At 64.0% G+C, this 23469-nt stretch carries 21 protein-coding genes; 6 read left to right on the top strand and 15 right to left on the bottom strand.

Going from position 1 to position 23469, the window contains the following annotated elements; all coding sequences use genetic code 11:
• Positions 1-15: 15 nt before the first annotated feature.
• Genes B5E65_RS11570 through B5E65_RS11610 form a run of 9 tightly spaced genes read right to left on the bottom strand, consistent with a single transcriptional unit; the run spans position 16 to position 9320 of the window.
• A complete protein-coding gene (locus tag B5E65_RS11570) occupies positions 16-1119 on the bottom strand; it encodes a glycosyltransferase (protein WP_087171924.1) in 1104 nt (367 codons plus the stop codon).
• 16 nt (positions 1120-1135) lie between these two features.
• Complete coding sequence (locus B5E65_RS11575) at positions 1136-2239, bottom strand: glycosyltransferase family 2 protein (RefSeq protein WP_087171925.1); 1104 nt, start codon at positions 2237-2239, stop codon at positions 1136-1138.
• A 15-nt stretch (positions 2240-2254) separates the two neighbouring features.
• Complete coding sequence (locus B5E65_RS11580) at positions 2255-3364, bottom strand: glycosyltransferase family 2 protein (RefSeq protein ID WP_087171926.1); 1110 nt, start codon at positions 3362-3364, stop codon at positions 2255-2257.
• A gap of 28 nt (positions 3365-3392) precedes the next feature.
• Complete coding sequence (locus B5E65_RS11585) at positions 3393-4583, bottom strand: glycosyltransferase family 2 protein (RefSeq protein ID WP_087171927.1); 1191 nt, start codon at positions 4581-4583, stop codon at positions 3393-3395.
• A gap of 12 nt (positions 4584-4595) precedes the next feature.
• Positions 4596-5612 (bottom strand): 3-deoxy-7-phosphoheptulonate synthase, encoded by a 1017-nt coding sequence (gene aroF / locus B5E65_RS11590; protein ID WP_087171928.1) that lies wholly within the window; start codon positions 5610-5612, stop codon positions 4596-4598.
• The gene (aroQ, locus tag B5E65_RS11595; RefSeq protein ID WP_087171929.1) at positions 5609-6061 is read right to left on the bottom strand and encodes a type II 3-dehydroquinate dehydratase; all 453 of its coding nucleotides are present in this window, start codon (positions 6059-6061) and stop codon (positions 5609-5611) included. The genes aroF and aroQ overlap by 4 nt, the downstream gene beginning before the upstream one ends.
• The gene (gene aroC / locus B5E65_RS11600) at positions 6058-7182 is read right to left on the bottom strand and encodes a chorismate synthase (protein WP_087171930.1); all 1125 of its coding nucleotides are present in this window, start codon (positions 7180-7182) and stop codon (positions 6058-6060) included. Before aroC ends, aroQ begins: the two co-directional genes overlap by 4 nt.
• Positions 7183-7212: 30 nt before the next feature.
• On the bottom strand, positions 7213-8241 hold the full coding sequence (locus B5E65_RS11605; RefSeq protein ID WP_087171931.1) for a 3-dehydroquinate synthase: 1029 nt from the start codon (positions 8239-8241) through the stop codon (positions 7213-7215).
• The gene (locus tag B5E65_RS11610; protein ID WP_087171932.1) at positions 8238-9320 is read right to left on the bottom strand and encodes a chorismate mutase; all 1083 of its coding nucleotides are present in this window, start codon (positions 9318-9320) and stop codon (positions 8238-8240) included. The genes B5E65_RS11605 and B5E65_RS11610 overlap by 4 nt, the downstream gene beginning before the upstream one ends.
• 371 nt (positions 9321-9691) lie before the next feature.
• Here B5E65_RS11610 and hflK point away from each other — a divergent pair, with 371 nt between their 5' ends.
• The 4 genes from hflK to B5E65_RS11635 all read left to right on the top strand — a co-directional run bounded on the left by hflK (position 9692) and on the right by B5E65_RS11635 (position 14609).
• On the top strand, positions 9692-10684 hold the full coding sequence (hflK, locus tag B5E65_RS11615; protein ID WP_242957546.1) for an FtsH protease activity modulator HflK: 993 nt from the start codon (positions 9692-9694) through the stop codon (positions 10682-10684).
• A gap of 1 nt (position 10685) precedes the next feature.
• Positions 10686-11558: a protease modulator HflC gene (gene hflC / locus B5E65_RS11620; RefSeq protein WP_087171933.1), complete on the top strand. Its 873-nt coding sequence runs from the start codon at positions 10686-10688 to the stop codon at positions 11556-11558.
• Between the two features lie 602 nt (positions 11559-12160).
• Positions 12161-13285 (top strand): anaerobic sulfatase maturase, encoded by a 1125-nt coding sequence (locus B5E65_RS11625; protein WP_087171934.1) that lies wholly within the window; start codon positions 12161-12163, stop codon positions 13283-13285.
• 304 nt (positions 13286-13589) lie between these two features.
• Entirely contained in the window at positions 13590-14609 is a 1020-nt protein-coding gene (locus tag B5E65_RS11635) for a LacI family DNA-binding transcriptional regulator (RefSeq protein ID WP_158098586.1), read from the top strand.
• A gap of 58 nt (positions 14610-14667) precedes the next feature.
• Here the strand turns inward: B5E65_RS11635 and B5E65_RS11640 are convergent, their stop codons facing one another.
• The 5 genes from B5E65_RS11640 to nagA form a co-directional block, all read right to left on the bottom strand.
• Positions 14668-15495: a sulfite exporter TauE/SafE family protein gene (locus B5E65_RS11640; protein ID WP_087171937.1), complete on the bottom strand. Its 828-nt coding sequence runs from the start codon at positions 15493-15495 to the stop codon at positions 14668-14670.
• 295 nt (positions 15496-15790) lie between these two features.
• Complete coding sequence (locus tag B5E65_RS11645; protein WP_087171938.1) at positions 15791-17275, bottom strand: lactate racemase domain-containing protein; 1485 nt, start codon at positions 17273-17275, stop codon at positions 15791-15793.
• Between the two features lie 18 nt (positions 17276-17293).
• Positions 17294-18130: a triose-phosphate isomerase family protein gene (locus tag B5E65_RS11650; RefSeq protein WP_087171939.1), complete on the bottom strand. Its 837-nt coding sequence runs from the start codon at positions 18128-18130 to the stop codon at positions 17294-17296.
• 14 nt (positions 18131-18144) lie between these two features.
• A complete protein-coding gene (locus tag B5E65_RS11655; RefSeq protein WP_087171940.1) occupies positions 18145-19320 on the bottom strand; it encodes a diphosphate--fructose-6-phosphate 1-phosphotransferase in 1176 nt (391 codons plus the stop codon).
• Between the two features lie 132 nt (positions 19321-19452).
• Positions 19453-20610, bottom strand: coding sequence for an N-acetylglucosamine-6-phosphate deacetylase (gene nagA, locus B5E65_RS11660; RefSeq protein ID WP_087171941.1), 1158 nt, complete (start codon positions 20608-20610; stop codon positions 19453-19455).
• Between the two features lie 289 nt (positions 20611-20899).
• Here nagA and B5E65_RS11665 point away from each other — a divergent pair, with 289 nt between their 5' ends.
• A complete protein-coding gene (locus tag B5E65_RS11665) occupies positions 20900-21679 on the top strand; it encodes an HAD family hydrolase (RefSeq protein ID WP_087171942.1) in 780 nt (259 codons plus the stop codon).
• An 88-nt stretch (positions 21680-21767) separates the two neighbouring features.
• On the opposite strand, the gene B5E65_RS11670 is transcribed toward B5E65_RS11665, so the two are convergent.
• On the bottom strand, positions 21768-22556 hold the full coding sequence (locus tag B5E65_RS11670; RefSeq protein WP_087171943.1) for a DUF624 domain-containing protein: 789 nt from the start codon (positions 22554-22556) through the stop codon (positions 21768-21770).
• A gap of 179 nt (positions 22557-22735) precedes the next feature.
• Between B5E65_RS11670 and B5E65_RS11675 the strand changes: the two genes are divergently transcribed.
• Entirely contained in the window at positions 22736-23467 is a 732-nt protein-coding gene (locus B5E65_RS11675; protein ID WP_087171944.1) for a lysophospholipid acyltransferase family protein, read from the top strand.
• The last annotated feature ends 2 nt before the right edge of the window (positions 23468-23469 follow it).

Here is a 23469-nt window from a genome sequence, read left to right on the forward strand (position 1 = left end):
TCCTTGACGTGGTGTTCAGGCCCGCCAGCCCGGGCCGGGGATATGGCGCATCACCGCGGCGGCCCGGTAGTACCAGGGGCTGCGGGTGCGCTCGCCGGCGTAGAGCCGGGCGATCAGGGCGGCGCTTTTCCAGCGGAAGGGCCAGTAGAACGGATAGTACCGGCCCCCGGCACGCAGCGCGTCCAGGCACCAGCGCACCTCCGCCCAGCGGAAGAAGTCCGCGGGCAGACGCTCGCCCAGCTGAGCCGCGCTCCATACGCTATAGGCAAAGCAATGCAGATAGTGCAGGGCGGTGGGCACGGCCTGGTCGCCGGTGAAAAAGGCGGGAAATTTCTCCTGCCGCTGGCGGAATTCCCGGCGCAGCGTTTCCGCGTAGCCGCTCTCCGGCACCTCGTCCATCTCGGTGCGGGGGGCGGGGGCCGATTTTTTCAGGTTGGTCATGATGGAGTTGGGGTTGTTGCGCCGGTAGAAGTAGAGCGGCTCGTCCAGATACCGGAACCCCTGATCCGGCCCGGCCAGGAACAGCTCCATATACCGGGTGGAGAAAAGCGCGTCCTCGCCGGGGGCGTTCTTGCGGCCGTCCGGGTCCACAAAGGAGAAGTTGTTCCGGGTCAGGATATCCCGGCGGAACAGCTTGGTGTTGACCCCGGTATGCAGCGCGATCTGCAGAAAGATCAGCTGCATCTCCTCTTTGGTGCAGCGGCGGTGGGAGCGGGGCATACCGGGCAGGGCCTGGTACTCCTCCCAGTCGCTGGTGGAGCGCCAGATGGCCAGATCCCGGGGATACTGCTTCTGGGTGGAGAGGGCGGCTTCCAGCAGGCAGGGGACCATGGCATCGTCCGCGTCGAAGAAGTAGACCCACTCGGTATCGGCGGCGGCCAGACCCGCGTTGCGGGCGCTGGAGGCCCCGCCGTTGGGCTTGTGGATCACGGTAAACCGGCTGTCCCGCCCGGCCCACTCGTCGCAGACCGCGCCGCTGCCGTCGGTGGAGCCGTCGTCCACCAGCACGCATTTCCAGCCGGTAAAGGTCTGGGCCGCAATGGAGGCCAGGCAGATCGGCAGGAACTCGCCGGCGTTCCACACCGGCACCACGATGGTCAGTTCAGGGGTATTGGGCATGGGGGAACCTCCTCCTTCATTTCCAGCCGGGCAACATAAGATGGGCCAGCTTGTCCAGGCGGTAGTAGAAAGCCTTGCGCCAGCTTTTGGCCTCGTATACCCGGGCCAGCAGCGCCTGCCGGTTCCAGCGCATGAGCAGCCAGGTCAGGGGTTCGGTTTTGTGCTGCCGCCCCAGTTCCAGCAGAAGGCTCACCGCCGGTTCCCGGCGCAGCGGGCAGGGCAGCGGCTCGCCCAAGGCCCGGGCGCTGTATACGCCAAAGGTCAGGGTGGCCATGTAATGGGCAATGGTTTCCCGGGCAGTCTGCTCATTGGCAAACAGCGCCGGACGGCTGCAGATGTCCCGGCATTCCCGGCAAATAACGTTCCAGTAACCGGGCTGCGGCGGCTCCGGCCCTTCCGCCGGGGCAGCGGCGCGCTGCCGGTTGAACCTGGTGGCCTGGGAGTTGTCGTTGGCCCGCTCGTTGTAATACAGCGCCTGTTCAAAGAACACATAGCCGCCCGGCCGGCCGCCAAAGAACGACCGGTAGTACCGGTCAAGAAAATCCTTGTCCTCGCCCATTTTTTCCAGGCGGCCCAGTTCCTCGTTAAAGCGCAGGTGTTCCCGGCGGATCACATCGCCGTCAAACAGTTTGTTCCAGGGCTGCATCTCAATGCCCCGGCTGGTAAACAGCAGCATCATCTCCACCGCGTCGCACAGGCGGGGAGAAGAGGGCAGGGCAGACGCCTGTTCAAAAGCCGCCCAGTCGATGGCATACTGCCATACCGGCACCCGCTGCGGATGCAGCCGGACCTGTTCCACCACATATTCCAGTTCGTGGGGGCCCATGGCGTCGTCGTTGTCGCAGAAAGCGATATACCGGCCCCGGGCCGCATCCAGTCCGGTATTGCGGGCCCTGCTGATGCCGCCGTTGGGCTGGTGGATCACCCGGAACCGGCTGTCCCGGGCGGCCCACTCGTCACAGATCGCACCGCTGTTGTCCGGGCTGCCGTCCTCCACCAGGATACATTCCCAGTCGGTCAGGGTCTGGGCGGTCACCGCCGCCAGACAGCGGGGCAGCAGTTTTTCCGCGCCCCACACCGGGATGATCACGCTGACCAGCGGACGATCCGATTGGTTCATGAACAACTTCCTTTCTTATTCCCCGGCGTTGGCTTTCCAGCCGGGCAGCAGCAGGCGGAACAGCTGGCAGAACCGGAAGAAGGGGGCCTGCTTGAGTTCGTCCCACTGGTAAAGCCGGGCAGCAAAGCCGAACATCCGCCGCCGCAGCGGCAGGTAGTAGGGATTGAAGATGCGGTTTGCCTGCCACCAGTCCAGCAGCTCGGCCAGTTCGGGGCCGTTGGTCAGTTCGACGGGGCGGCCTTCCTGCAATTTCTCCGCGCACCAGAGCGCAAAGGCGAAGCACCGGGTATAGTGCCGCACAAAGGCGATGGATTCCAGCGGGGGAATGTCGGTCAGGCGGGCGGGCATCTCAGCCCGGGCCGCCCGGTATTCCGCCAGGATAAAGGCCGCATAACCCGGCTCCGGGTCGGGCAGGGTCAGTTCCAGACGCTGGGTGGCGGTACGGGTGATACTGGTGCGGTTGTCCGGGTAGTGGAAATAGCGGGGGGTGGCGGCGTAGGCCATGGGCACCGGCGTATCCGGCCAGCGGGCGGCCAGGTACTGTTCCATGAACAGCTTGTCCTCGCCCAGGTTGTCCCGCTTGCCCAGGGTCTCGTCAAACCGGAGCCCCGCCGCACGCACCGCGGCGGTGTTGAACAGCTTGTTCCAGATGGTCACGAAGATGGAGCCGCAGGGATGGCGGCGCAGCATGGAGTCCCCGTCGGTGAGTTCAAACTCCAGCGGCTTTGCCGCCGCGGCGGCAAAATCGGCCGCGTCCCGGGTGTAGCCCCACATGACCAGCCGGTCGGGATGGGCGGTCTGCATGGTCACGGCATATTCCAGGCTGTGGGGATCCATGGCGTCGTCCTGGTCGCAGAAGGTGAACCACTCGCCCCGCAGCTGGGCCAGAGCCGCATTGCGGGCGCTGGAAACGCCGCCATTCTCCTTGTCCAGCAGGCGGAACCGGGGATCTTTTTCCGCCAGGGCGGCGCAGACGGTCCGGCTGTCGTCGGTGGAGCCGTCATTGACCATCAGGCACTCAAAATTTTGGTAGGTCTGGGCCTGCAGGCTGCCCAGGCTGCGCGCCAGCCATTGCTCGCCGTTGTAGACGGGCAATATCACGCTGACCAGCGGCTGTTCGTTCATGGGTTGTCACCTCATTGTGTTGTGAAAATCAGCGGTTCCACCTTCCGCCCAGCAGGTAGTAGAAGCCCCAGTCGAAGCGGCCGAAGTTGCGGCTGTGGCTGGCGTCCAGGTAGTACATCCGGGCGGCCAGGGCGGCGCTGTGCCAGCGCAGGGGCAGGTAGTAGGGCGAGTAGCGGCGGCGCTGTTTGCACCAGGCCAGCGCACCGGCCAGGCCCGGGTGGGCCCACATCCCGGCGGGCAGGGGCTTGCCGGTTTTGCGGCAGGCCCAGATGCCGTAGGCCAGGCTGCGAAGCAGGCTCAGGTGCAGGCCGGAGGTTTTATGCTCATCGCCGCCGTAGATCCAGTCCAGCTTGGCGTCCTGCTCGTAATCGTCCAGCAGCATCTGACAATAGGCGGTGGGATCGGCGGGCAGGGCCAGCTGCTCGTTGGCTTCGTCGGCCATGGCGGCGTTCTCGCCCGCCACCCGCACCTCGATATGGCGGGTGATGGCGTCGGTGTTGGTACAGTCGTAGTAATACAGATCGTTGCCGGTGTAGGCGATGGGCTGTTCCGGGCTGGGATCCAGCGCCAGGCGCATATACCGGTCCACATAGTCCCGGTCCTCGCCGTACCACTGGCCATCCGGATCGATGCGGTACTGATCCTTTTCCGGGCGGATATTCTCGTCAAACCACAGATCGTGCTGCGCCAGCAGCTTGCGGTCGAACAGCTTGTTCCAGGCGGTGAAATACAGGTTGCGCCGGACCATCAGCCGGTCGATCTGTTTGCGCGGCAGGCAAACCGCCGCCAGCGGCCGGTCAAAACCCGCTTCAAAGGCGGCGTGGTCGCCGGTATACTCCCAGATCACGAAAGCGCCGGGGTGCTGCTTTTCCATCTCCAGCGCGTATTCCAGCGCGTGGGGGGAGAGCTCGTCGTCGCAGTCCGGAATGACCACCCAGCGGCCCCGGGCGGCGGCCAGCCCCACGTTGCGGGCGCTGGAAGCGCCGCCGTTGGTTTTATGGATGGCCTTGAAGCGGGGGTCCTTGGCGGCCCAGACGTCGCACACCTTGCCGGAATCGTCCGGGGACTCGTCGTCCACCAGGATGCACTCCCAGTCGGTAAAGGTCTGGGCGGCCACCGACTCGCACAGGCGGTTCAGCCACTCGCCCTTGTACACCGCCGCCACCACGCTCACGGCGGGGGCGTTTTCGGCAAAGGGCTGCCAGCTGTGGTTTTGCATGGTATCCTCTCCTTACATATCCCGGCCCACCACATGGGCGATGGCGCGGCATTTGTCGATCACCTGGCGGAACTTGTCCGGCTTCAGGCTCTGGGCGCCGTCGCTCCAGGCGTTCTGGGGATCGTTGTGTACCTCAATGATCAGGCCGTCGGCCCCGGCGGCCACCGCCGCCAGGCTCATGGCTTCCACGTACCGCCAGTTGCCGGTGGCGTGGCTGGGGTCGATGATGATGGGCAGGTGGGTCTTTTCCTTGATGATGGGAATGACCGACAGGTCCAGGGTGTTGCGGGTGTAGGGCTCAAAGGTGCGGATGCCCCGCTCGCAGAAGATCACGTTCTCGTTGCCGCCGGCCATGATGTACTCGGCGCTCATGATCCACTCCTCGATGGTGTTGGCCAAACCGCGCTTGAGCAGCACCGGCTTTTTCATCTTGCCCACCGCCTTGAGCAGCTGGAAGTTCTGCATATTGCGGGCGCCGATCTGCACCAGGTCCACGTACTGCTCGAACTCCTCGATCTTGTCCTCGCTCATGAGCTCGCTGACGATGGGCAGGCCGGTGAGTTCCCGGGCCTTGACCATGTCCAGCACGCCCTCGGTCCCGAGACCCTGGAAGGCATAGGGGGAGGTGCGGGGCTTGTACGCGCCGCCGCGCAGCATGGAACCGCCGGCCTCCTTGACGGCCTTGGCGATGTCCACCACCTGGGATTCGCACTCCACGCTGCAGGGGCCGCCGATGACGCAGATCTTTTCCTTGCCGCCGATCTTGACGCCGTTCACGTCCACGATGGTGTCGGCTTCATGGAACAGCCGGTTGGCCTTTTTATAGGGGGCGGACACGCGGGTGACGCTTTCCACCCAGGGGTTGGCGGCCACCTGCTTTTCGTTGACCTTGGTGGTGTCGCCCACGATGCCGAACACGTTGTAGTCGGTGCCGCGGATGAGGGTGACCGACAGGCCCTGGGCCTCGAAGCCGGCGATGATTTTCTGGATTTCTGCCTGGGGCGTGCCCCGTTTGGTTGAGATGATCATTGTGGTACAGTTCCTTTCCCGGTAATGATTTGCTGCAAGAAGCGCGCCGCGTTCACATAGCCCTCAATGCCCTGGCCGATGAAGTGGCCCTGGCAGGCCATGCCGGCGTAGCTGATCTGGCGGAAGGGTTCCCGCTTGGTCACGTCGCTGATATGTACCTCGGCGGCGGGCAGCGCCACCGCCTTGAGCGCGTCCAGAATGGCGATGCTGGTGTGGGTATAGGCCCCCGGATTGATCACGATGCCGTCCGCGTACTGCAGCGCGTCCTGGATCGCGTCCACCAGATCCCCCTCGTGATTGGACTGATAAAATTCCGTTTCGATGCCCAGCGCGTCGCAGCAGGCGGCCACATACTCCACCATGGCGTTGTAGTCCACCGTGCCGTAGATGCCCGGTTCCCGGATGCCCAGCATGTTCAGGTTGGGCCCGTTCAGTATAAGCAGTTTCATGCTTCGCTTCCTTTCCGCTGCCAGTCCAGCCCGGCGCTCTGGGTCATCAGATCCAGAAGGCCCAGGGCTACCATGCTGTCCTGCACCACCCGCGCCCGGGGCAGGATGCAGGGGTCGTGCCGGCCCTTGAGCTGCAGGGTGGCCGCCTGGCCGGTGGACAGGTCCACCGTGGCCTGCTCTTTGAAGATGCTGGGGGTGGGCTTGATGACGGTGCTGAGCACCAGCGGCATGCCGTTGGTGATGCCCCCGTTGACCCCGCCGTTGTGGTTGGAACCGGTGACGACCCGGTCTTCCCAGAGCAGGAAGGGGTCGTTGGCCTGGCTGCCCCGCATCTCCGCCAGGGCAAAGCCGCTGCCGAACTCCACCCCTTTGACCGCCGGGATGCTGAACAGCAGATGGCTCAGCACGCTTTCCACGCTGTCAAAGAAGGGTTCGCCGATACCGGCGGGCAGGCCCAGCACGGCGGTTTCCAGCACGCCGCCCACGCTGTCCCCGTCGGCGGCCGCGGCCTTGATGGCCGCCCGCATGGGTTCTTCAAAGGCGGTGTCCAGCACCGGCAGGCCCTCGGTACGGGCGTCCAGCGCGTCCAGCTGACGGGCCAGACGATCGGGCTCCGCGTCAAAGCGGCTGCCCTCGATGCCCGCGCACCGGATGATGTGGGTGCCCACCCGCACCCCGTGGGCAGCCAGCACACCCAGGCACAGCGCCCCGGCGGCCACCACCGGCGCGGTGAGACGGCCGGAAAAATGCCCGCCGCCCCGGCTGTCCTGCCAGCCCTGGTACTTGGCCAGGGCGGTGAAGTCCGCGTGGCCCGGGCGGGGCATGGCGGCCAGCTGGTCGTAGTCCCCGGAGCGGGTGTTGGTGTTCTCGATCACAAAGGTGATGGCGGTGCCGGTGGTATGGCCCTTGTACACGCCGCTCAGAAAGCGGACGGTATCCGGCTCGGTGCGGGCGGTGGTGAGCCCGTCCCCCCGGGCGCGGCGCTTGTCCATCTGGCGGGCGATAAAATCCTCGTCCACCGGCAGGCCCGCGGCCAGGCCGTGCAGCACACCGCCCACCGCCGGGCCGTGGCTTTCGCCGAAAATCGTCAGGTTCACGGCGCTGCCAAAGCTATCCCTCATATACGATTCCCCCTTGCTGTAAAAATCCCCTCAGGCCTTGTCCAGGCCCACCAGTGTTTCCAGTGCCTCCAGCGGCGCTTTGTCCAGCCGCCAGCAGCCCAGCCCCGGCACCTTGACCAGGGTGACGCTGCCGCCCCGGGCCTTTTTGTCGTGCCGCATGTAGGCCAGCACCTGTTCCTTGTTGTAGGTGGCCCGGGCGGGCAGGCCCAGCTTGCGGTAGACCGCCCGTACCCGCTTTTGCAGCTGCCTGTCCTCGATCATGGGCAGCATGCCCAGTGCCACGCACTCCCCGTGGAAATATCCCTTGGTGCGGCGGCCCTTGATGCCCCGCACCGCCTCGATGCCGTGGCCCAGCGTATGGCCGAAATTCAGCGCCGCCCGGGCGCCGTGCTCGGTTTCGTCCTGCTCCACGATCTTCTTTTTCACCAGCAGGCTGCGGTAGATGATGTCCTCGATGTCGGCGTCCACGTCCCCGTTTTCAAACAGCAGAAACAGCTGCGGGTCACAGATCAGGCCGGCCTTGATGGCCTCGGCCAGGCCATTGATGTAATGCCGGCGGGGCAGGGTGGACAGGGTGTCCGGGTCGATGACCACGAGTTTGGGCTGCCAGAAGGCGCCCACGATGTTCTTGGCGTCCCCCAGGTCCACGGCCACCTTGCCGCCGATGGAGGAGTCGATCTGGGACAGGGTGGTGGTGGGGCAGTTGATGAAATCCACCCCGCGCATGAAGGTGGCGGCCACAAAGCCCGCCAGGTCGCCCACCACGCCGCCGCCCACGGCGATCACCAGGCCGCCCCGGTCCAGCCCGGCGTCCAGCGCCTGCTGCAGCAGCTGCCCGTAAACCTTCAGGCTTTTGCTGGCCTCCCCCTGGGGCACGGTGGCGATGGTGCCGTGGGGGCACTGGGCGGCCACCTTTTGGGCGTATTCGGCGGGCACGCCGCTGTCGGTGACGATCAGCACCGGCCGGTCCAGCCAGGCCAGCTGGCTCAGGTTGGCCAGCGCGCCCCGTTTCAGAATAATGTCGTAGCTGCGGGGGCCAAGACGCATGGAAAGTTTCATACAGTTTCTCCTTTTCGGGTATAGATGCCCAGCACCCGCACGGTGCGGCAGACGGTTTCCAGCCCGGTCAGCAGCTGCCGGGCGTCGGGGGCGTCGGCGGCGCCCACCAGCTCCACATAGAAATAGTATTCAAAGGGCACGTGGGGCATGGGGCGGCTTTTGATGCACTCCATGTTGAAACCCGCGGCGGCGATCGCCTGGATGACCCGGGCCAGCGCCCCGGCCTTGTGGTCCACCGTGAACAGCAAACTGAACCGGTTGCCCCGGGCGGGCAGTTCCTTGCCCACCACGATGAACCGGGTGGTGTTGTCCCCGTCGGTGTTGATATCCCGCATCAGCACCTGCAGGCCGTAGAGCTCGGCGGTTTCGGCGCTGGCGATGGCGGCCAGCGTTTTGTCGCCGCTTTCGGCCACCCGGCGGGCGGCCAGGGCGGTGTTGGCGCAGGGCTCGGCGGCCAGGCCCACGCTGCGGATGAACCGCTCGCACTGGCTGAGCGCCTGGGGATGGCTGGTGACCCGGCGCAGGTCCCCCAGCGCGGCCCCCGGCAGCGCCAGCAGGTTCTGGGTCACCGGCAGGTCGTACATCTCCACGATGTGCAGCCGGTGGGCATAGCACAGATCCAGCACGGCGGACACGTCCCCGGCGTGGCTGTTCTCAAAGGGAAGCACCCCGTAGGCAGCGCTGCCCTGTTCCACCCGGTCGAACACGTCGGCCCAGGTGGGGCAGGCCATGGCCTTGGCCTGGGGGAACAGCCTTGTCAGGGCGATGTGGGCAAAGGCGCCCTCCACCCCCTGGTAGGCCACCGTGTCCCGGCCCAGGGCGTGGGCCTGGTACTGGCGGGAAACCGCCATGGCGGCCTTCTGGAACTCCGCATAATAGGGGCGCAGGGCCGCGTCCTGAATACGGGCGGTGTTCTTTTCGATCACCTGTTCCTCCCGGGCGGCGTCCAGCACCGGGATGTCGTGTTCCTGCTTGTAGGCGGCCACCCGGGCCACCTGGGCCATCCGCTGTTCAAACAGGGCGGCCATCTGCGCGTCAATCTCGTCGATGGCATGGCGGGCGCGCTCCAGTTCCTCCATGACAAAACCTCCCTCACACCGCCCCAAAAGGCGGCCCGGCTGCTGCCGTTTTTTCATTCGCTTTAACTGATTAAGTATACCATAGTTGGTATCAAAGGGGCAACCGGTTTCGGGCCTTCCCGCGGGAATTTTACACCCCGTGGCCCGCCGGGCGCAAACGGACGCGTGCGGACGAGCCTGAGCGAGCGCGGATGAGAGCGGCGGAGAATTTGCCCCCCAGCCGGAACGCGGCCGCCCGTGGCCGCCCGCCAGCGCCCGGGGCCGGGTTTGCGGGAAACGCCGGGTTTCTGGTATGATACGGACATGGCAGCTGCACCGCCGGGGAGAAACCGATCCCGGCGGCACACACACGAAAAGAAAAGGAGAAAACCATGAACATTTCCTTTGACCGGGAAAATGCGCGGACCATGCGTCCCGCACCCGATCCCAACCTGCAGCGCAAGGCGCGCACCGCGGCGGTGGTCGTGGCGGTACTGGTGCTGGCGCTGGTTCTGCTGAGCCAGGCGTTCTACACCATCAACGAGCAGGAGAACGCGGTGGTGGTGACCTTCGGCAGCCCGGCGGCGGTGACCGAACCGGGCCTGCATCTGAAGGTGCCCTTTGTGCAGAAGGTGCGCAAGGTGGACATGACCATCAAGAGTTTCCCCATCGGGTACGACATCAACACCAACGAATCCATTCCGGACGAATCCCTGATGATCACGGCGGACTACAATTTTGTGAATGTGGATTTCTTTGTGGAGTACCGGGTGACCGATCCGGTCAAGGCGATCTACGCCAGCCGGGAGCCGGTGGAGATTCTGAAAGCCCTGTGCCAGAGCTACATCCGTGACACCATCGGCATGTATCCGGTGGACGACGTGATCACCACCGGCAAGAGCCAGATTCAGGCGGAGATCAAGGACAAGATCAGCGCCCGGCTGGATCAGGAGGATCTGGGCGTACAGCTGGTGAACATCACCATCCAGGACGCGGAGCCGCCCACGGCGGAGGTGCTGGACGCCTTCAAGGCGGTGGAGACCGCCAAGCAGGGCAAGGAGACGGCGGTGAACAACGCCAACAAGTACCGGTCGGAGCAGATGCCCGCCGCCGAGGCGCAGGCTGACCGGATCCTGCAGCAGGCGACCGCCGACAAGGAGGCCCGCATCAACGAGGCCACCGGTCAGGTGGCCCGGTTCAACGCCATGTACGCGGAGTATGTGAACAATCCTCTGGTGACCCGCCAGCGGATGTTCTACGAGGCGATGGAGGAGATCCTGCCCGAACTGCGGGTGATCATTCAGGACGGCAGCGGCAGTACCCTGAACCTGATGGATCTGACCGGCAACACCGTGACCGCGAACAGCGGGGAAGGAGAGCAGTAACATGAAGGCGACCAAGAAAATTGTGATTGGTCTGGTCGTTGTGCTGGTGCTGATCCTGGCGGGCAGCGCCATGGTGGTGACCCAGCAGAACGAATACAGCGTGATCCGGCAGTTCGGCCGGGTGGTGAGCATCCGCACCGAGCCGGGTGTGAGTTTCAAGCTGCCGCTGGTGCAGACGGTGAGCACCCTGCCCAAGACCACCCTGCTGTATGACCTGCCCATCTCGGACGTCATCACCCAGGACAAAAAGACCATGGTGACCGACAGCTTTGTGCTGTGGCGGATCAGCGATCCCCAGAAGTTCATCCAGAGCCTGAACGGCCAGATGTCGGTGGCGGAAAGCCGTATCAGCACCAACGTGTACAACGCGGTGAAGAACGTGATCAGCAGCCTGTCCCAGACCGAGGTGATCAGCGGCCGGGACGGCGAGCTGGCCAGCGCCATCAAGACCAACATCGGCACCACGATGGATCAGTACGGCATTGAGCTGATCGCGGTGGAGACCAAGCATCTGGACCTGCCCAGCGACAACAAGGAGGCGGTGTACCAGCGGATGATCAGCGAGCGGAACAACATCGCCGCCAGCTACACCGCCGAGGGCGAGAGCGAGGCCACCAAGATCCGCAGCGAGACCGACCGGGAAACTGAGATCCTGATCAGCCAGGCCGAGGCCCAGGCGGAAGTGCTGCGGGGCGAGGGCGAAGCCGAGTATATGCGGATTCTGGCGGCTGCCTATTCCGACCCGTCCCGCGCCGAGTTCTACAGTTTTGTGCGCGCCCTGGACGCCGCCAAGGCCAGCCTGACCGGCGAGAACAAAACCCTCATCCTGTCGCCCGACTCGCCGCTGGTGCAGGTGTTCTATAACCAGCAGTAAAAGCCAATCTGGGGGATATAACATATCCCCCGGCGCTACGGGCGCAACAACGATGCGCCCGCCCGGCTGCGCCGACCGCGCTGCCGGTCCAAGGCCGCACCGCGGCCTTGGCTGCTTCGCAGACCCGGGACCCCCGGAACACATGGCCGAATATCTTCGGCCATAGGGATTTTATACAAAGCAAGGCCCGCGCAAAACCATACCGGTTCGCGCGGACCTTGTTTTTACTTTGCCTACTTCCGTTACAAAACAAACTCACCTAAAATTCCGTATCAATGTCTATTTTCAAAGCAATTAATTATTATTAATGCAATCGGAATAATTTTTTTCAAACTTACCTACAACTCCTTTTAAGATTTCAATCCTGCATTTTTTATCTATTATAATATCACAATTATAAACATATAGGCGCAACGTCTTTGTATAATTCGGATGCCCTTTTTCAAGTTTTCAGATCTTTTAAGGTGCACCTATATTTTCCCACTCATTTCGAAAAAGATCAGGGCTCCTATACTTTCATCTTGCAACTGTTCATATTGGCATTTCCGCCGCCGCGTGGTATGATGAAACAAACTGACGAATCTTGCCGGGAGGAACCTGCCATGCCGCCGATCCATGTAATGATCAAACCCGCGGGCGGGCTGTGCAACATGCGCTGCCGCTACTGCTTCTATGCCGATGAGATGGACAACCGGCAGCTGCAAAGCTGCGGGTCCATCATGGAACCGGCGGTGCTGGAGGCGGTGATCCGCCGCACCCTGGCCCATGCGGAGGGGCAGGCCACCATCGCGTTCCAGGGCGGGGAGCCCACCCTGGCGGGGCTGGACTTTTTCCGGCTGGTGGTGGAACTGGAGAAAAAGCACAACACCCGCCACATCCAGATCGACAACGCCCTGCAGACCAACGGCTATGTGATCGACGAGGAATGGGCGAAATTCCTGGCCGAGAATCATTTCCTGGTGGGCCTTTCGCTGGACGGGCCCAAGGACCTGCATGACCTGAACCGACTGGACGCGGCGGGCAAGGGCACCTATTCCAAGGCGATGCACGCGGTACAGCTGCTGAAAAACCATCACGTGGAGTTCAACACCCTGACGGTGGTCACCCGGTCGGCCAGCCGCAGCTTTCGCAAGATTTACGGATTCTTTGACCGGAACGACCTGCCCTGGCAGCAGTACATTCCCTGCCTGGACCCGCTGGGCCAGGAGCGGGGCGGGGAGGCCTACAGCCTGCGCCCCGAGGATTTCACCCGTTACCTGAAAGACTCCTTTGACTGCTGGTACCGGGACGTGTCCACCGGGAAATTCCGCTACCACCGGTACTTCACCAACCTGGTGGCCATGCTGCGGGGCCAGCCCCCCGAGGCCTGCGGCATGATGGGGGTGTGCGGCATGCAGTACGTGGTGGAGGCGGACGGCTCGGTCTATCCCTGCGACTTCTACTGCCTGGATCAGTGGAAGCTGGGCAACTTCCTCACCGATGATTTTGACGCGCTGGACGCCAAGCGGGAGGAACTGGGCTTTATCCGCCTGTCCGCCCAGCATCACCCGGACTGCCTGGAATGCCCCTGGCGCTATCTGTGCCGGGGCGGCTGCCGCCGCGACCGGGAAGAGATCCCCGGCCAGGACGTACCCGGCAAGAACTATTACTGCGAAAGCTACAAGGAATTTTTTGCCTATGCGGCCCCCCGCCTGGAGCATCTGGCCCGGGGCGGATACCGCTGCTGAGCATTGCAAAAAACTGCCCGCCGCCCGGTCCCGGACCGGGCGGATTTTCTTGACGGAACCGGTGTGCGGCAGGTATAATAAAAGCAAAGATACACACGAAAGTACATGGGGCAATACCGCATACTTCCAGGTGGTGGAGCACGCCGGAAAATTTTTTGTGAGATGAACCCGAAAGCGCAGCCAATCCTTGGTGGATTGGCGAGCATTTCGGGAAAATATCACGGAAAATTTGGGCGGGATACGCCGCCTGAGGCGTTCGCCGTGAAGTATGCGGCGTTGCCATAGGACAGGAGGTGCCTTTTTCATGGCTCCCAGTACGCTGCGGAAACCGGCCACCCGCAAGGACGTGGCCCGTCTGGCCGGGGTTTCGGAAACGGTGGTTTCCTACGTGCTCAACAACAACCGGTATGTGGCGCAGGACAAGCGGGAACGGGTGCTGCAGGCGGTGAAGCAGCTGCAGTACCGGCCCAACAACATTGCCCGGGCGCTGCGCGGCAAGCGCAGCGGGCATATCCTGTTCATTGCAGACAACATTGCCGACGAACATTTCGGCCGTATCATCCGGGAGATGGAACAGCTGGCCTATGACCGGGGCTATCTGATCAGCCTGACCGCCAGCCGCAACGACCCGGATTTTGTGTCCCAGGTGAACAGCCGCCAGGTGGACGGCATCGTGATCAGCTCGGTGAGCCTGGAAGAGCGGTATGTGCTGGAACTGGTGGACTCCGGGGTGCCGGTTGTGCTGCTGATGAACCGGGAGTATTCGCCCCTGATCGACGCCCGGGCGGGCCGGGTATACACCGGCATCCAGCGGGGCATGGAGGAGGCGGTGCGCCTGCTGCATGAACGGGGCCGCCGTTCCATTGTGTACGTGGACCGGGTAAGCCGACGGGGGCATTTCAGCAGCATGGACGACATGCGGTATAACGGGTTCTGCACCGAGATGCAGCGCAGCGGGCTGCCCTTTTCCGCCGAGAATATCGTGACCGGCTACCCGGACGAGGAGGCCCTGTTTGAGGGGCTGTGCAGCCGGCTGCGGCTGGGCATGAAGATCGACGGGCTGGTGGGCCGTAACGACAACCTGGCCTGTCTGGCGCTGTCGGCGCTGCAGCAGTGCGGATTCTCGGTGCCGGGGGATGTGTCGGTGATCGGGTTCAACAACGCCCGCATTGCCGCCTGCACCCAGCCGGGGCTGACCTCGGTGGAGATCGACCGGCCCGCCGTGGCCCGGGCCATCCTGGAAATGCTGGACCGGATGTTCGAGGGCCAGGCCCCCGGCAAGGTGCGGATCGACACCCGCATCGTGCACCGGGGCAGCGTATAAACACACAAAGAACAGCCCGCCCGGGCTTGCCCGGGCGGGCTGGTTTGTTTGCATTGGATTACAGGAACTGCCAGGTGTTGTAGATGCTGATGGCAATAATGACCGCCATCAGGCCCATGAACAGTTTGTCCACGGCCTTGTTGTCCATGCGGCGGTTGCAGGCGCGGCCCAGGATGCCGCCCAGGATACCGCCGGCCACCATGAGCACCAGTTTATACCAGGCGAACTCCGGCACCGTGTTGGTGACGATGGTGGCGCCCACGCTGGTGATCTGGCTGAACAGGATGATGTACAGGCTGTTCTGGGCCGCGGTCTTGGTGTCCATGCTGAAGAAGAAGAACAGCACCACCAGGTTGATGGGGCCGCCGCCGATGCCCAGGAAGCTGGACATGATGCCCAGGGCCAGGCCGATCGCCACGCAGGCGGTCAGGCTTTTGACCTTGTGGGTGGGGATACGGGCCTTGAAGATGGTATAGAGCAGCGTGCCCAGGGTGATGACCGCCAGCGCCGCCGCCTGCACCGCGCCCACGGTGTTGGGATCGGCAAACATGGCCTTGACGGCGGTGAACATCTGCTTGCCCACGATGCCGCCCACCGCCGCGCCGAGGGCCAGCGGGGTGCCGGTGCGCAGGTTGACCTTGCTGTCACGGGCGATCATGCTTTTGCCCACCGAGTAGCAGCTCATGGCCAGCACGGTGCAGCCGGACAGAAAACTGATGGTGGACACACTGTCCAGATGGAACAGGTCCAGGGTGGGCTTGATGATGACCCCGCCGCCGATGCCGCAGATGGCCCCGGCCACGCTGGCCAGCAGACTGATAATAAAATAGGCGATCACTTCCAAGGGTGTCAGGCTCCTTTCCTCATAGCTCGTTGATTTTAGCATACCACATCCCGCCGTAAAGGAAAAGCGAAAGCGGCCGCCAGGGCAAAAAACGTCGGTTTTTCCACAAAAAGGTGAGGGCCGGAGGATTCCGGCCCTCGGGATGGGGGCATGGGGGACTGGTCCCCCATATTGGCAAAGGTGAACGGGACATCTGCGGACCGGGACATCTGCGGACCGGGACATCTGCGGACCGGGACATCTGCGGACCGGGACATCTGCGGACCGGGACATCTGCGGACCGGGACATCTGCGGATTCATCGGCCCTCTTTCGAGGGCCGATTCATCTCGCAGCTGTTACCCGCAGCAGGGATGATTGCCATACTCGTCCATGCAGTCCTGGCCGGGGTCCTTCATGCACAGGTGCACGGCGGCCAGCTTGAAGGTCTGGGGCAGGGCCAGGATGTTGGGATTCTCGCCCACGTACTTCTTCTTCGCGTCGGCCAGGGCCTCCTCGAAGGTGGCGCGGGTCTTGAGGCCCATGCTGCGGGCGATGCCCGGCTCCTGGGCGCCCACGATGTAGATGGCGCTGGTGTTCATCTCGGCGATATGGCCGCAGCTCATCATGGAGAAGCCATGGAACGGATGGAACGCATTGGTGAACCGGTACTTGCGGATATACTCCTCGTTGGTGGCGTAGTACTCGCCCAGGCGGTTCATATCCGGCAGGGTGTTCATGTAGTCATGCTGGAAATCGGTCCACTCGGCGCGCAGGTAGGGCCACAGCTCGTCGTGGAAGAAGCCGTTGCAGATGGAAGAACAGATGATCACGCAGTGGTCGCTCATAACGCGCTTGAAGCGCAGCACCTGGGCGGACAGGGCCTGCATCATCATGATCGGGTTGGTGCCCATGCCGTCGCCGTAATGGAACTTCTGGGGCATACCGAACACCAGCACGTCGTACTTCTTCTCGGCCCAGTGCACGTAGGTGCGCTTGTCGGCCACCTTCCAGCTTTCGGGCATCATCTCGGCGGCGTAGCCGGAGTAGATGGCGATCTGGCGGCTCTTGGTATCCAGCACCGCGTCGCAGCAGAAGAAGGGATGGCCCATCTTCTCCTCCATCAGCATGCCGATCTCGTTGAACTTATGGCGCATCAGGCTGCCGCCGTTGACCGGGGTGAAGTCGTCCCGGTGCATGACCTCGGGCACATGGTGGCTGGCGATGCTGCGCCAGTTGGTGATGCCGGTGGCGCAGTGCTTGTAGCCGCCGGAATAGCCGCCGTAGGGGTTGCCCTGCACATGGCCGATCAGGATGGGCAGGTCGCACTCAAAGACGGTCTTGTTCATGAACACCGGATCGCCGCGCTTGGTCAGGCCCAGGTCGATCATGTTGTCCGGGTCTTCGGAGTCGTGGCTGGTCATCTGGTGGGTGTACCAGAACTCATTGAACAGCTCCTCGCCGAAGATGGCCTTGTAATCCTCGGGCTTGGCGCGGGGATGCAGGCCGTTGGAGATGATGAACTTGATGTCCTCTTTCTTCACGCCGGCCGCGTACAGCTCTTTCAGGATCAGCTTGATGCTGACCTTGCGGTGGCTGGTGGGCTGCTCGCCGCCCTTGACCCGGTCGGGCACGATGAAGACGACCTTCGCGCCGGGGAAGGCCAGCTCGCTCAGGGGCTTCATGCCGATGGGGTTGTGCAGGCTTTCCAGATAGGCTTCTTCCAGCTTATCCTCGGGGATATAGGGGGGATCGGCAACGGTGGTGCCGGGAATAAACACGTCGGTGCTGTCGGGCAGTTCCGCGCTCATCAGGCCGTGGCCGTACTCAAAATCCAGTTTCATGGGGATGCACTCCTTTCGTTACTTGCCCAGGTACAGGCGGATGATGTCCAGATACTCGTTGGGGTAGAAGCCGATCTCGCCGGCAAAACGGGTCAGGGCGATCAGACCGCCGTCGATCTCGGGGATGGAGGCCAGCATCTCGGCGTTGTCGGTCTTGAGGCCGCCGCCGTACACCACGTCCAGGCCGCCGGTGCGCTCCTTGACAAAACGGGCGATCTTTTCAATATAGGGCTTGTCCGCGGGGGTCTTGCCCGGGCCGATGCTCCAGATAGGCTCGTAGGCGATGACCACCTTGCTCTTGTCCACACCGGCCAGGCCGATGTCCAGCTGCTCGCCCAGCACTTCCTGCCAGCGCTCCTGCTCCTCGCTCTTTTCGCCGATGCAGTACAGCACCTTCAGGCCCTGTTTCTGGGCGCAGAGGATCTCCTGGTTCAGCAGGCGGTTGACGGCGGCGGTGTCGGTGACGCCGGCTTCGGCCAGCACGCCGGCCTTGTCGTTGCGCTCCTCACAATGGCCGATCAGGGCGGCGGTGCAGCCCAGGGCCTTGGCGGCGGCGGCGGGACGGTTGGAGGTAAACGCGCCGAAGTTTCCGCCGGGGGCTACGTCCTGACGGTAAACGCTCTGGCAGCCAACCTCCACCCGGCTGCCCTCGCAGCGGGCCGCGGCGGCGCTGAGCAGATGGGCCTCCGGGAAGAACTGCACGAACTCCACCTCGGCGGGGTCGTAGTGGGCCAGGCCGGCCTGGGTGCCCTCCACCACGGCGCGGCCCCAGTCGGCCATGGGGGCCAGACGGTTCACGCCGCCCAGCTCCACCGGCACGTCAAAGCGTTTCAGGTTCAGAAAAATGTGTTTCATGGGTCAGGCCCTCCTTACAGGTCGTTCTTGAAGGTGACAAAGGGGCGCAGCGGCTCACCGATCAGCGGGCGGCACCACTCCACAAAGGCGTCGGTCACATCGTTGCCCCGCTCGTTGATGAACTCGGCGGGCATGGTGCGCTCGGTGAGCATGACCTGCTCGATGGGGATGCGGATGGGCTTGACCTTGTACTCTGCACCGGGCAGACGCTCAAAGCCGATCATCACGCCGGTCTGGCCCTCCATGGCGGCCTTGACCGCTTCGGCACCGGCGATCACCGCCTCGTCCCGGTCCACCGAGGACTGGAACGCAATAGAGGCGCGGCCGCAGATGCCCGGCTTCTCGCTGCGGGCCTTGTAGCCCAGCTTCTTGATGACCAGGTTGGCCAGATGGGCGCTCACGTCGCCGTAGTAAGTAGCGCGGCCCACCTGGAAGATGGGCTCCACGATGGGCTTGCCCTCCGGGTCGGTCAGGCCCTCGCTGGCCACGACCACCACACCGCCCTTTTTCTCCACCAGGGCCTTTACATCGGCCAGGAACTCCTCCTCCACGAAGGGGCGCTCCGGCAGGTAGATCAGGTCGGGGCCGTCCCCGTCGCCGGAGCGGGCCAGGGCGCTGGCCGCGGCGATCCAGCCGGCGTTGCGGCCCATGGCCTCCACCACGCTCACGTGGATGGGCAGCGCGCGCACGTCCTGGCTGACCTCGCTGACGGTGGCCGCGATGTACCGGGCCGCTGAGCCGAAGCCGGGGGCGTGGTCGGTGACGGCGATGTCGTTGTCGATGGTTTTGGGAATCCCCACCACCCGCACGTCGGTCAGGCCCAGGGCCTGGCAGGCCTTATATACCTTGCCGCAGGCGTCCATGCTGCCGTTGCCGCCGTTGAAGAACACATACTTGATGTCATGCTTCTGGATGACCCGGGCGATGGCCTCGTAGTCCTCCGGTTCCAGATGGTCGCGGCTGGTGCCGATGGCAGAGGCGGGGGTGGAGAGCAGCAGCTCCAGCCTCTCGTCGCTGACCGTCTTCATATCCAGAAACTGCTCCCGGATGACCGCGCCGCTGCCGCCGATGGCGGCGTAGATGTGGTCCACTTCGGCGTATTTCTTCGCCTCGGTGACCGCCCCGTACAGGGACGCGTTGATCACCGCGGTGGGCGCGCCGCCGTGCACCAGCAGAACGTTGCCTTTCATGGGTGTACCTCCTTGTTGATTCGAGTGGCGGGACGGCCCGGACGGCGCGTCCCTGTTCTTACTTTTATTATACGGACGCGCCGCGGCCGGGAACAGCCCCGGTTAACGCAAACGTTTGGCAGGCCTGCCGGCTCAGCCGGCGGAATAGACCTGGCGGCCCTCCACAAAGGTGGCGGACACGGCGCCCTCGTCGGTGATGAGGGTCAGGTCGGCGTCGTAGCCGGGCAGGATACGGCCCTTGCGGCCGCCCAGGCCCAGCAGGTCGGCGGGGTTGGCGCTGAGCAGCTTGGCCAGTTCAAAGGCGGGCAGGCCGGTGAACCGGCGCAGGTTGGCAAAGGCGCGGCTCATGGTCAGGGTGCTGCCGGCACGGCTGCCGCCGTCGGCCAGGATCGCGTCGCCGTTCTTTACGATCACGTCGTTGACCCCCAGCTTGAACCGGCCGTCGCCCAGGCCGGCGGCCATGATGCTGTCGGTGATGGCGATGACCCGGTCCAGCCCCTTGGCCTTGAGCAGGATGCGCACGGTGCCCGGATGCAGATGGATGCCGTCGCAGATGGCCTCGGCGTAGATGTCGCTTTCCAGCACCGCGCCGCTGATGGCGGGGAAGTGCTGGTGCAGCAGCTTCATGGCGTTGAAGGTATGGGTGGCGCAGGCGGCGCCGCTGCGGATGGCTTCCCAGGCGGTGTCGTAGTCCGCGCCGGAATGGCCGATGGAGATGGACACGCCCTCCGCCACGGCCTTGGGGATGAAGTGGGACACGCCCTCCACCTCGGGGCTGACGGTCATGCGGCGGATGCGGCCGCCGCTGGCTTTCTGGTACTGCATGAACTTGGAGAAGTCCGGGGTCTGCAGCAGGTGTTCGGGCATGGCCCCCTTGTACTCGGCGCACAGGTAGGGGCCCTCCATGTGGATGCCCAGCACCGCCGCGCCGTCGGTGATCTCGGGGGCGGCCATGCCGATGGTATGTACGTACTGCAGCAGGGCTTCGTGGCTGTCGGTGAGCAGGGTGGGCAGGAAACCGGTGACGCCCTGGCTGGCAAAGAAAGCGCTGACCTTGGCAAGGCCCTCCTTGTCGGCGCCGTTCATGTCCACGCCTACCGCGCCGTGGGTATGGATGTCGATAAAGCCGGGCATGACCAGCAGGCCGGTGGCGTCCACCTCCTGCGCGCCGGGGGCGGTCAGCCCCTCGCCCACCGCGGTGATGCAGCCGTTGTCCACCAGCAGGTCGGCCTGCTGCATGCCATCGGGCGTGCAGACGGTGCCGCCCCGGATCAACCATGTATTGTTCATTTTAGTCGCCGCCTTTCTGAAAACAAGCAGGACAGCCGGGCCGCCTATGGACCGGCCGCCCAAAATTTTCGGTGTTCTGTATAATAGTATGATGCATTTTGGCCAAAACCGCAATGCGAAATCCTCCAAAAATCCCGCAAACGTTTCCCCTATTTGCACAAAGGGGACGGCGCGGGAAATTTTACACACTCTCTTTGCACAAGCGGCTTCGGCTATGGTATAATGAACTTTGTATCGAATCGTCACGAATCCCGGGCAGAACGCCCGGCGGGATAGAGAGGAGCGGCATATGGACGAGATCCGGCTGATCGCCTGCGACGTGGACGGCACCCTGCTGCAACAGGGGGAGACCGAGCTGCGGCCGCAGCTGTTTGATCTGATCCGGCGGCTGGCAGCGCAGGGGGTGGAATTCTGCGTGGCCAGCGGGCGGGCCTATTCGTCGGTGCGGGAGCTGTTCGGCCCGGTGGCCGGGCAGATCAGTTTTGTGTGTGAGAACGGCGGCGTGGTCTACCGGGACGGGCTGCTGGTGGCGCGCAATCCGGTGCCGGAGGATCTGGGCCGGGAGGTGGCCACGGCGATCTGGCAGCGGGAGGACTGCGAGCTGCTGGCGGCGGACGGGGAGACCTGCTGGATGATCCCGCGCATTCCGGAGCGGGCCGAGCAGATGAAGCCCTACATGGGCGACCGGATCGGGGTGGCAAGCCATCCCGACGAGCTGCCCGCCCAGCTGGTGAAGGTGACGGCTTTCCGGGAGGAGGGCGCGGCCGCCCTGCTGCCGGAATTTACCGCCCGCTGGGGCGCCAAGCTGCATGTGGCGCTGGCCGGGCGGCGCTGGCTGGATGTGAACGCCTGCACCAAGGCCACCGGCCTGGCCGCCCTGTGCGGGCTGGTGGGGATCCAGCCCCGGGAAGTGATGGCGTTCGGGGATAACTTCAACGACCAGCCCATGCTGGACTGGGTGGGGCGGCCCTACGTGATGCGCGGCGCCGACCCGGCGCTGCGGGCACTGTATCCCGCCGCCGACCGGCCCGAACCGGTGATCGAGGCGCTGCTGAACGCGCTGGAATAAAAGACGTACAAAAAAAGGCCCGCGCTGAACCGGCAATGGTTCGGCGCGGGCTTTCTGTATGTCTGTTTTGGCGGGGGCGGGGTTCCGGTTATTCCTCGCCGGCCTGCTGCTCGCGGCGGGCAGCCAGGCGGGCTTCCAGATCCAGGGCTTTTTCCAGGGGTTTATAGATGATCAGGGTAGCGATCAGCACGATGGGCCAGAATCCCATAAAGGGCACCAGGATCGCGGAGACCGGCATGAACAGCAAAAACAGTACCCACCAGGCGATCTGCAGCAGCGACGCGGCAAGCACGCGGGGGGCAAACCCCACCGTACAGAACAGCGCGTTCTTGAACAGGGTAAGCATGGGCACGTCCATCACCACCATCTGGGGGAACAGGCAGGTGGCCACCATGGCGGTGACCATCACGTTCAGGCCCACACCCGCCAGGAACGCCAGGCTTTCCTGCATGGCGCCCAGCAGCATGGCCCAGCCCGCAAAGACCTGTGCGCCCACCAGCAGGTTGAGCACCACACCGGCGATCATGGCCTGTTTCCAGTTGGCTTTCATGGCGCGTTTGTAGGTGTGCCACCAGTAGCCCGGCTCGTCCCGCAGCGCCCGCATGACGGTGTCGTACAGGCCCGCCAGCAGCGGCCCGGTGAGCAGACCGCCCACTCCGGCGGCCAGCAGGGTTACCGGCATGCTCAGGCTGAACAGGCCAAAGCCCACAAAGATCCCCACCGGGATATAGGCCAGACCCACCAGCAGGCCCGCCTTGAACAGGCTGCCCGCATCCCGGCCCAGGATCTCAAAAAAACGGGCGGCGCCCTTTTTGCGGGGTGCGTCCTTGGCTACGCCCGGCCCCGGCCGGTCAAAATTCTGTCGGAAGATGCCCATAGTTCTGTTTGTCCCTTCCGCGGGCGGCGCCCGCTTTCGATAGATTTCTTACCGTATATCATAGCCCGAACCGGGCCGTTTGGCAAGAACGGGGCCGGCAACCGGGCAATTGTTTTCCCTTTTTTCATAATTATCGTGTATAATAGGGATATTCTGCAACAGCGAGGAGCGAATCTTCTATGCGGACCATCATCTGGTTCATCTATTTCTGGGCCTACCTGCTGTGGGCAAACGGCAAGCTGCGCCGGGGCCTGCGGGACCTGGCAGCCGGCAACGATCAGGCGGTGGACGAACTCACCGCCCGCTGGGTGCCCCACTGGGCGGGCAGCCTGCTGCGCCTGGCCGGGGTAACGGTGACCGTTACCGGCAAGGAGAACATCCCCGCCGGGCGGCCCTGCGTGTTCGTGGCCAATCACCGCAGCTATTATGACATCCCCCTGATGCTGACCCAGCTGGACGGGCCCCATGGCTTGGTAAGCAAGGCGGAGGTGGACCGCATCCCCCTGGTGCGGGGCTGGATGCGGCTGCTGCGCTGCGTGTTTGTGGACCGGGCCGACACCCACAGTTCCCTGGAGGCTTTGCGCCGCGCCACCGAAAACGTGAGCCGGGGCTATTCCATGATCCTGTTCCCGGAGGGCACCCGCAACAAGGGCCCCGAAGGTTCGGTGCTGGAATTCAAGGGCGGGGCGTTCCGCATCGCCACCAAAAACGGCGCGCCGGTGGTGCCGGTGGCCATTCAGAACAGCCGGGACATCATGGAGAACAACGGCGGCTGGATGCATCCCGCCCACGTGACCATCACCATTCTGCCCCCGGTGGAGACCGCCGGGATGGACCGACAGGCGGTACGGGCACTGCCCGAAGAGATCCGCGGCCGGATCGAGGCCGCTTTACACCAGAAGGAGGACTGACC

This window comes from Gemmiger sp. An120, assembly GCF_002160955.1.
In the GTDB taxonomy this organism is placed as follows: Bacteria; Bacillota; Clostridia; order Oscillospirales; family Ruminococcaceae; genus Gemmiger_A; species Gemmiger_A avium.

Excerpts from the sequence above, each read along its gene's own strand:
- B5E65_RS11570 (WP_087171924.1), bottom strand. The coding sequence starts at position 1,119 with ATGCCCAATACCCCTGAACTGACCATCGTGGTGCCGGTGTGGAACGCC.
- B5E65_RS11575 (WP_087171925.1), bottom strand. The coding sequence starts at position 2,239 with ATGAACCAATCGGATCGTCCGCTGGTCAGCGTGATCATCCCGGTGTGG.
- B5E65_RS11580 (WP_087171926.1), bottom strand. The coding sequence starts at position 3,364 with ATGAACGAACAGCCGCTGGTCAGCGTGATATTGCCCGTCTACAACGGC.
- B5E65_RS11585 (WP_087171927.1), bottom strand. The coding sequence starts at position 4,583 with ATGCAAAACCACAGCTGGCAGCCCTTTGCCGAAAACGCCCCCGCCGTG.
- aroF (WP_087171928.1), bottom strand. The coding sequence starts at position 5,612 with ATGATCATCTCAACCAAACGGGGCACGCCCCAGGCAGAAATCCAGAAA.
- aroQ (WP_087171929.1), bottom strand. The coding sequence starts at position 6,061 with ATGAAACTGCTTATACTGAACGGGCCCAACCTGAACATGCTGGGCATC.
- aroC (WP_087171930.1), bottom strand. The coding sequence starts at position 7,182 with ATGAGGGATAGCTTTGGCAGCGCCGTGAACCTGACGATTTTCGGCGAA.
- B5E65_RS11605 (WP_087171931.1), bottom strand. The coding sequence starts at position 8,241 with ATGAAACTTTCCATGCGTCTTGGCCCCCGCAGCTACGACATTATTCTG.
- B5E65_RS11610 (WP_087171932.1), bottom strand. The coding sequence starts at position 9,320 with ATGGAGGAACTGGAGCGCGCCCGCCATGCCATCGACGAGATTGACGCG.
- hflK (WP_242957546.1), top strand. The coding sequence starts at position 9,692 with ATGAACATTTCCTTTGACCGGGAAAATGCGCGGACCATGCGTCCCGCA.
- hflC (WP_087171933.1), top strand. The coding sequence starts at position 10,686 with ATGAAGGCGACCAAGAAAATTGTGATTGGTCTGGTCGTTGTGCTGGTG.
- B5E65_RS11625 (WP_087171934.1), top strand. The coding sequence starts at position 12,161 with ATGCCGCCGATCCATGTAATGATCAAACCCGCGGGCGGGCTGTGCAAC.
- B5E65_RS11635 (WP_158098586.1), top strand. The coding sequence starts at position 13,590 with ATGGCTCCCAGTACGCTGCGGAAACCGGCCACCCGCAAGGACGTGGCC.
- B5E65_RS11640 (WP_087171937.1), bottom strand. The coding sequence starts at position 15,495 with ATGCTAAAATCAACGAGCTATGAGGAAAGGAGCCTGACACCCTTGGAA.
- B5E65_RS11645 (WP_087171938.1), bottom strand. The coding sequence starts at position 17,275 with ATGAAACTGGATTTTGAGTACGGCCACGGCCTGATGAGCGCGGAACTG.
- B5E65_RS11650 (WP_087171939.1), bottom strand. The coding sequence starts at position 18,130 with ATGAAACACATTTTTCTGAACCTGAAACGCTTTGACGTGCCGGTGGAG.
- B5E65_RS11655 (WP_087171940.1), bottom strand. The coding sequence starts at position 19,320 with ATGAAAGGCAACGTTCTGCTGGTGCACGGCGGCGCGCCCACCGCGGTG.
- nagA (WP_087171941.1), bottom strand. The coding sequence starts at position 20,610 with ATGAACAATACATGGTTGATCCGGGGCGGCACCGTCTGCACGCCCGAT.
- B5E65_RS11665 (WP_087171942.1), top strand. The coding sequence starts at position 20,900 with ATGGACGAGATCCGGCTGATCGCCTGCGACGTGGACGGCACCCTGCTG.
- B5E65_RS11670 (WP_087171943.1), bottom strand. The coding sequence starts at position 22,556 with ATGGGCATCTTCCGACAGAATTTTGACCGGCCGGGGCCGGGCGTAGCC.
- B5E65_RS11675 (WP_087171944.1), top strand. The coding sequence starts at position 22,736 with ATGCGGACCATCATCTGGTTCATCTATTTCTGGGCCTACCTGCTGTGG.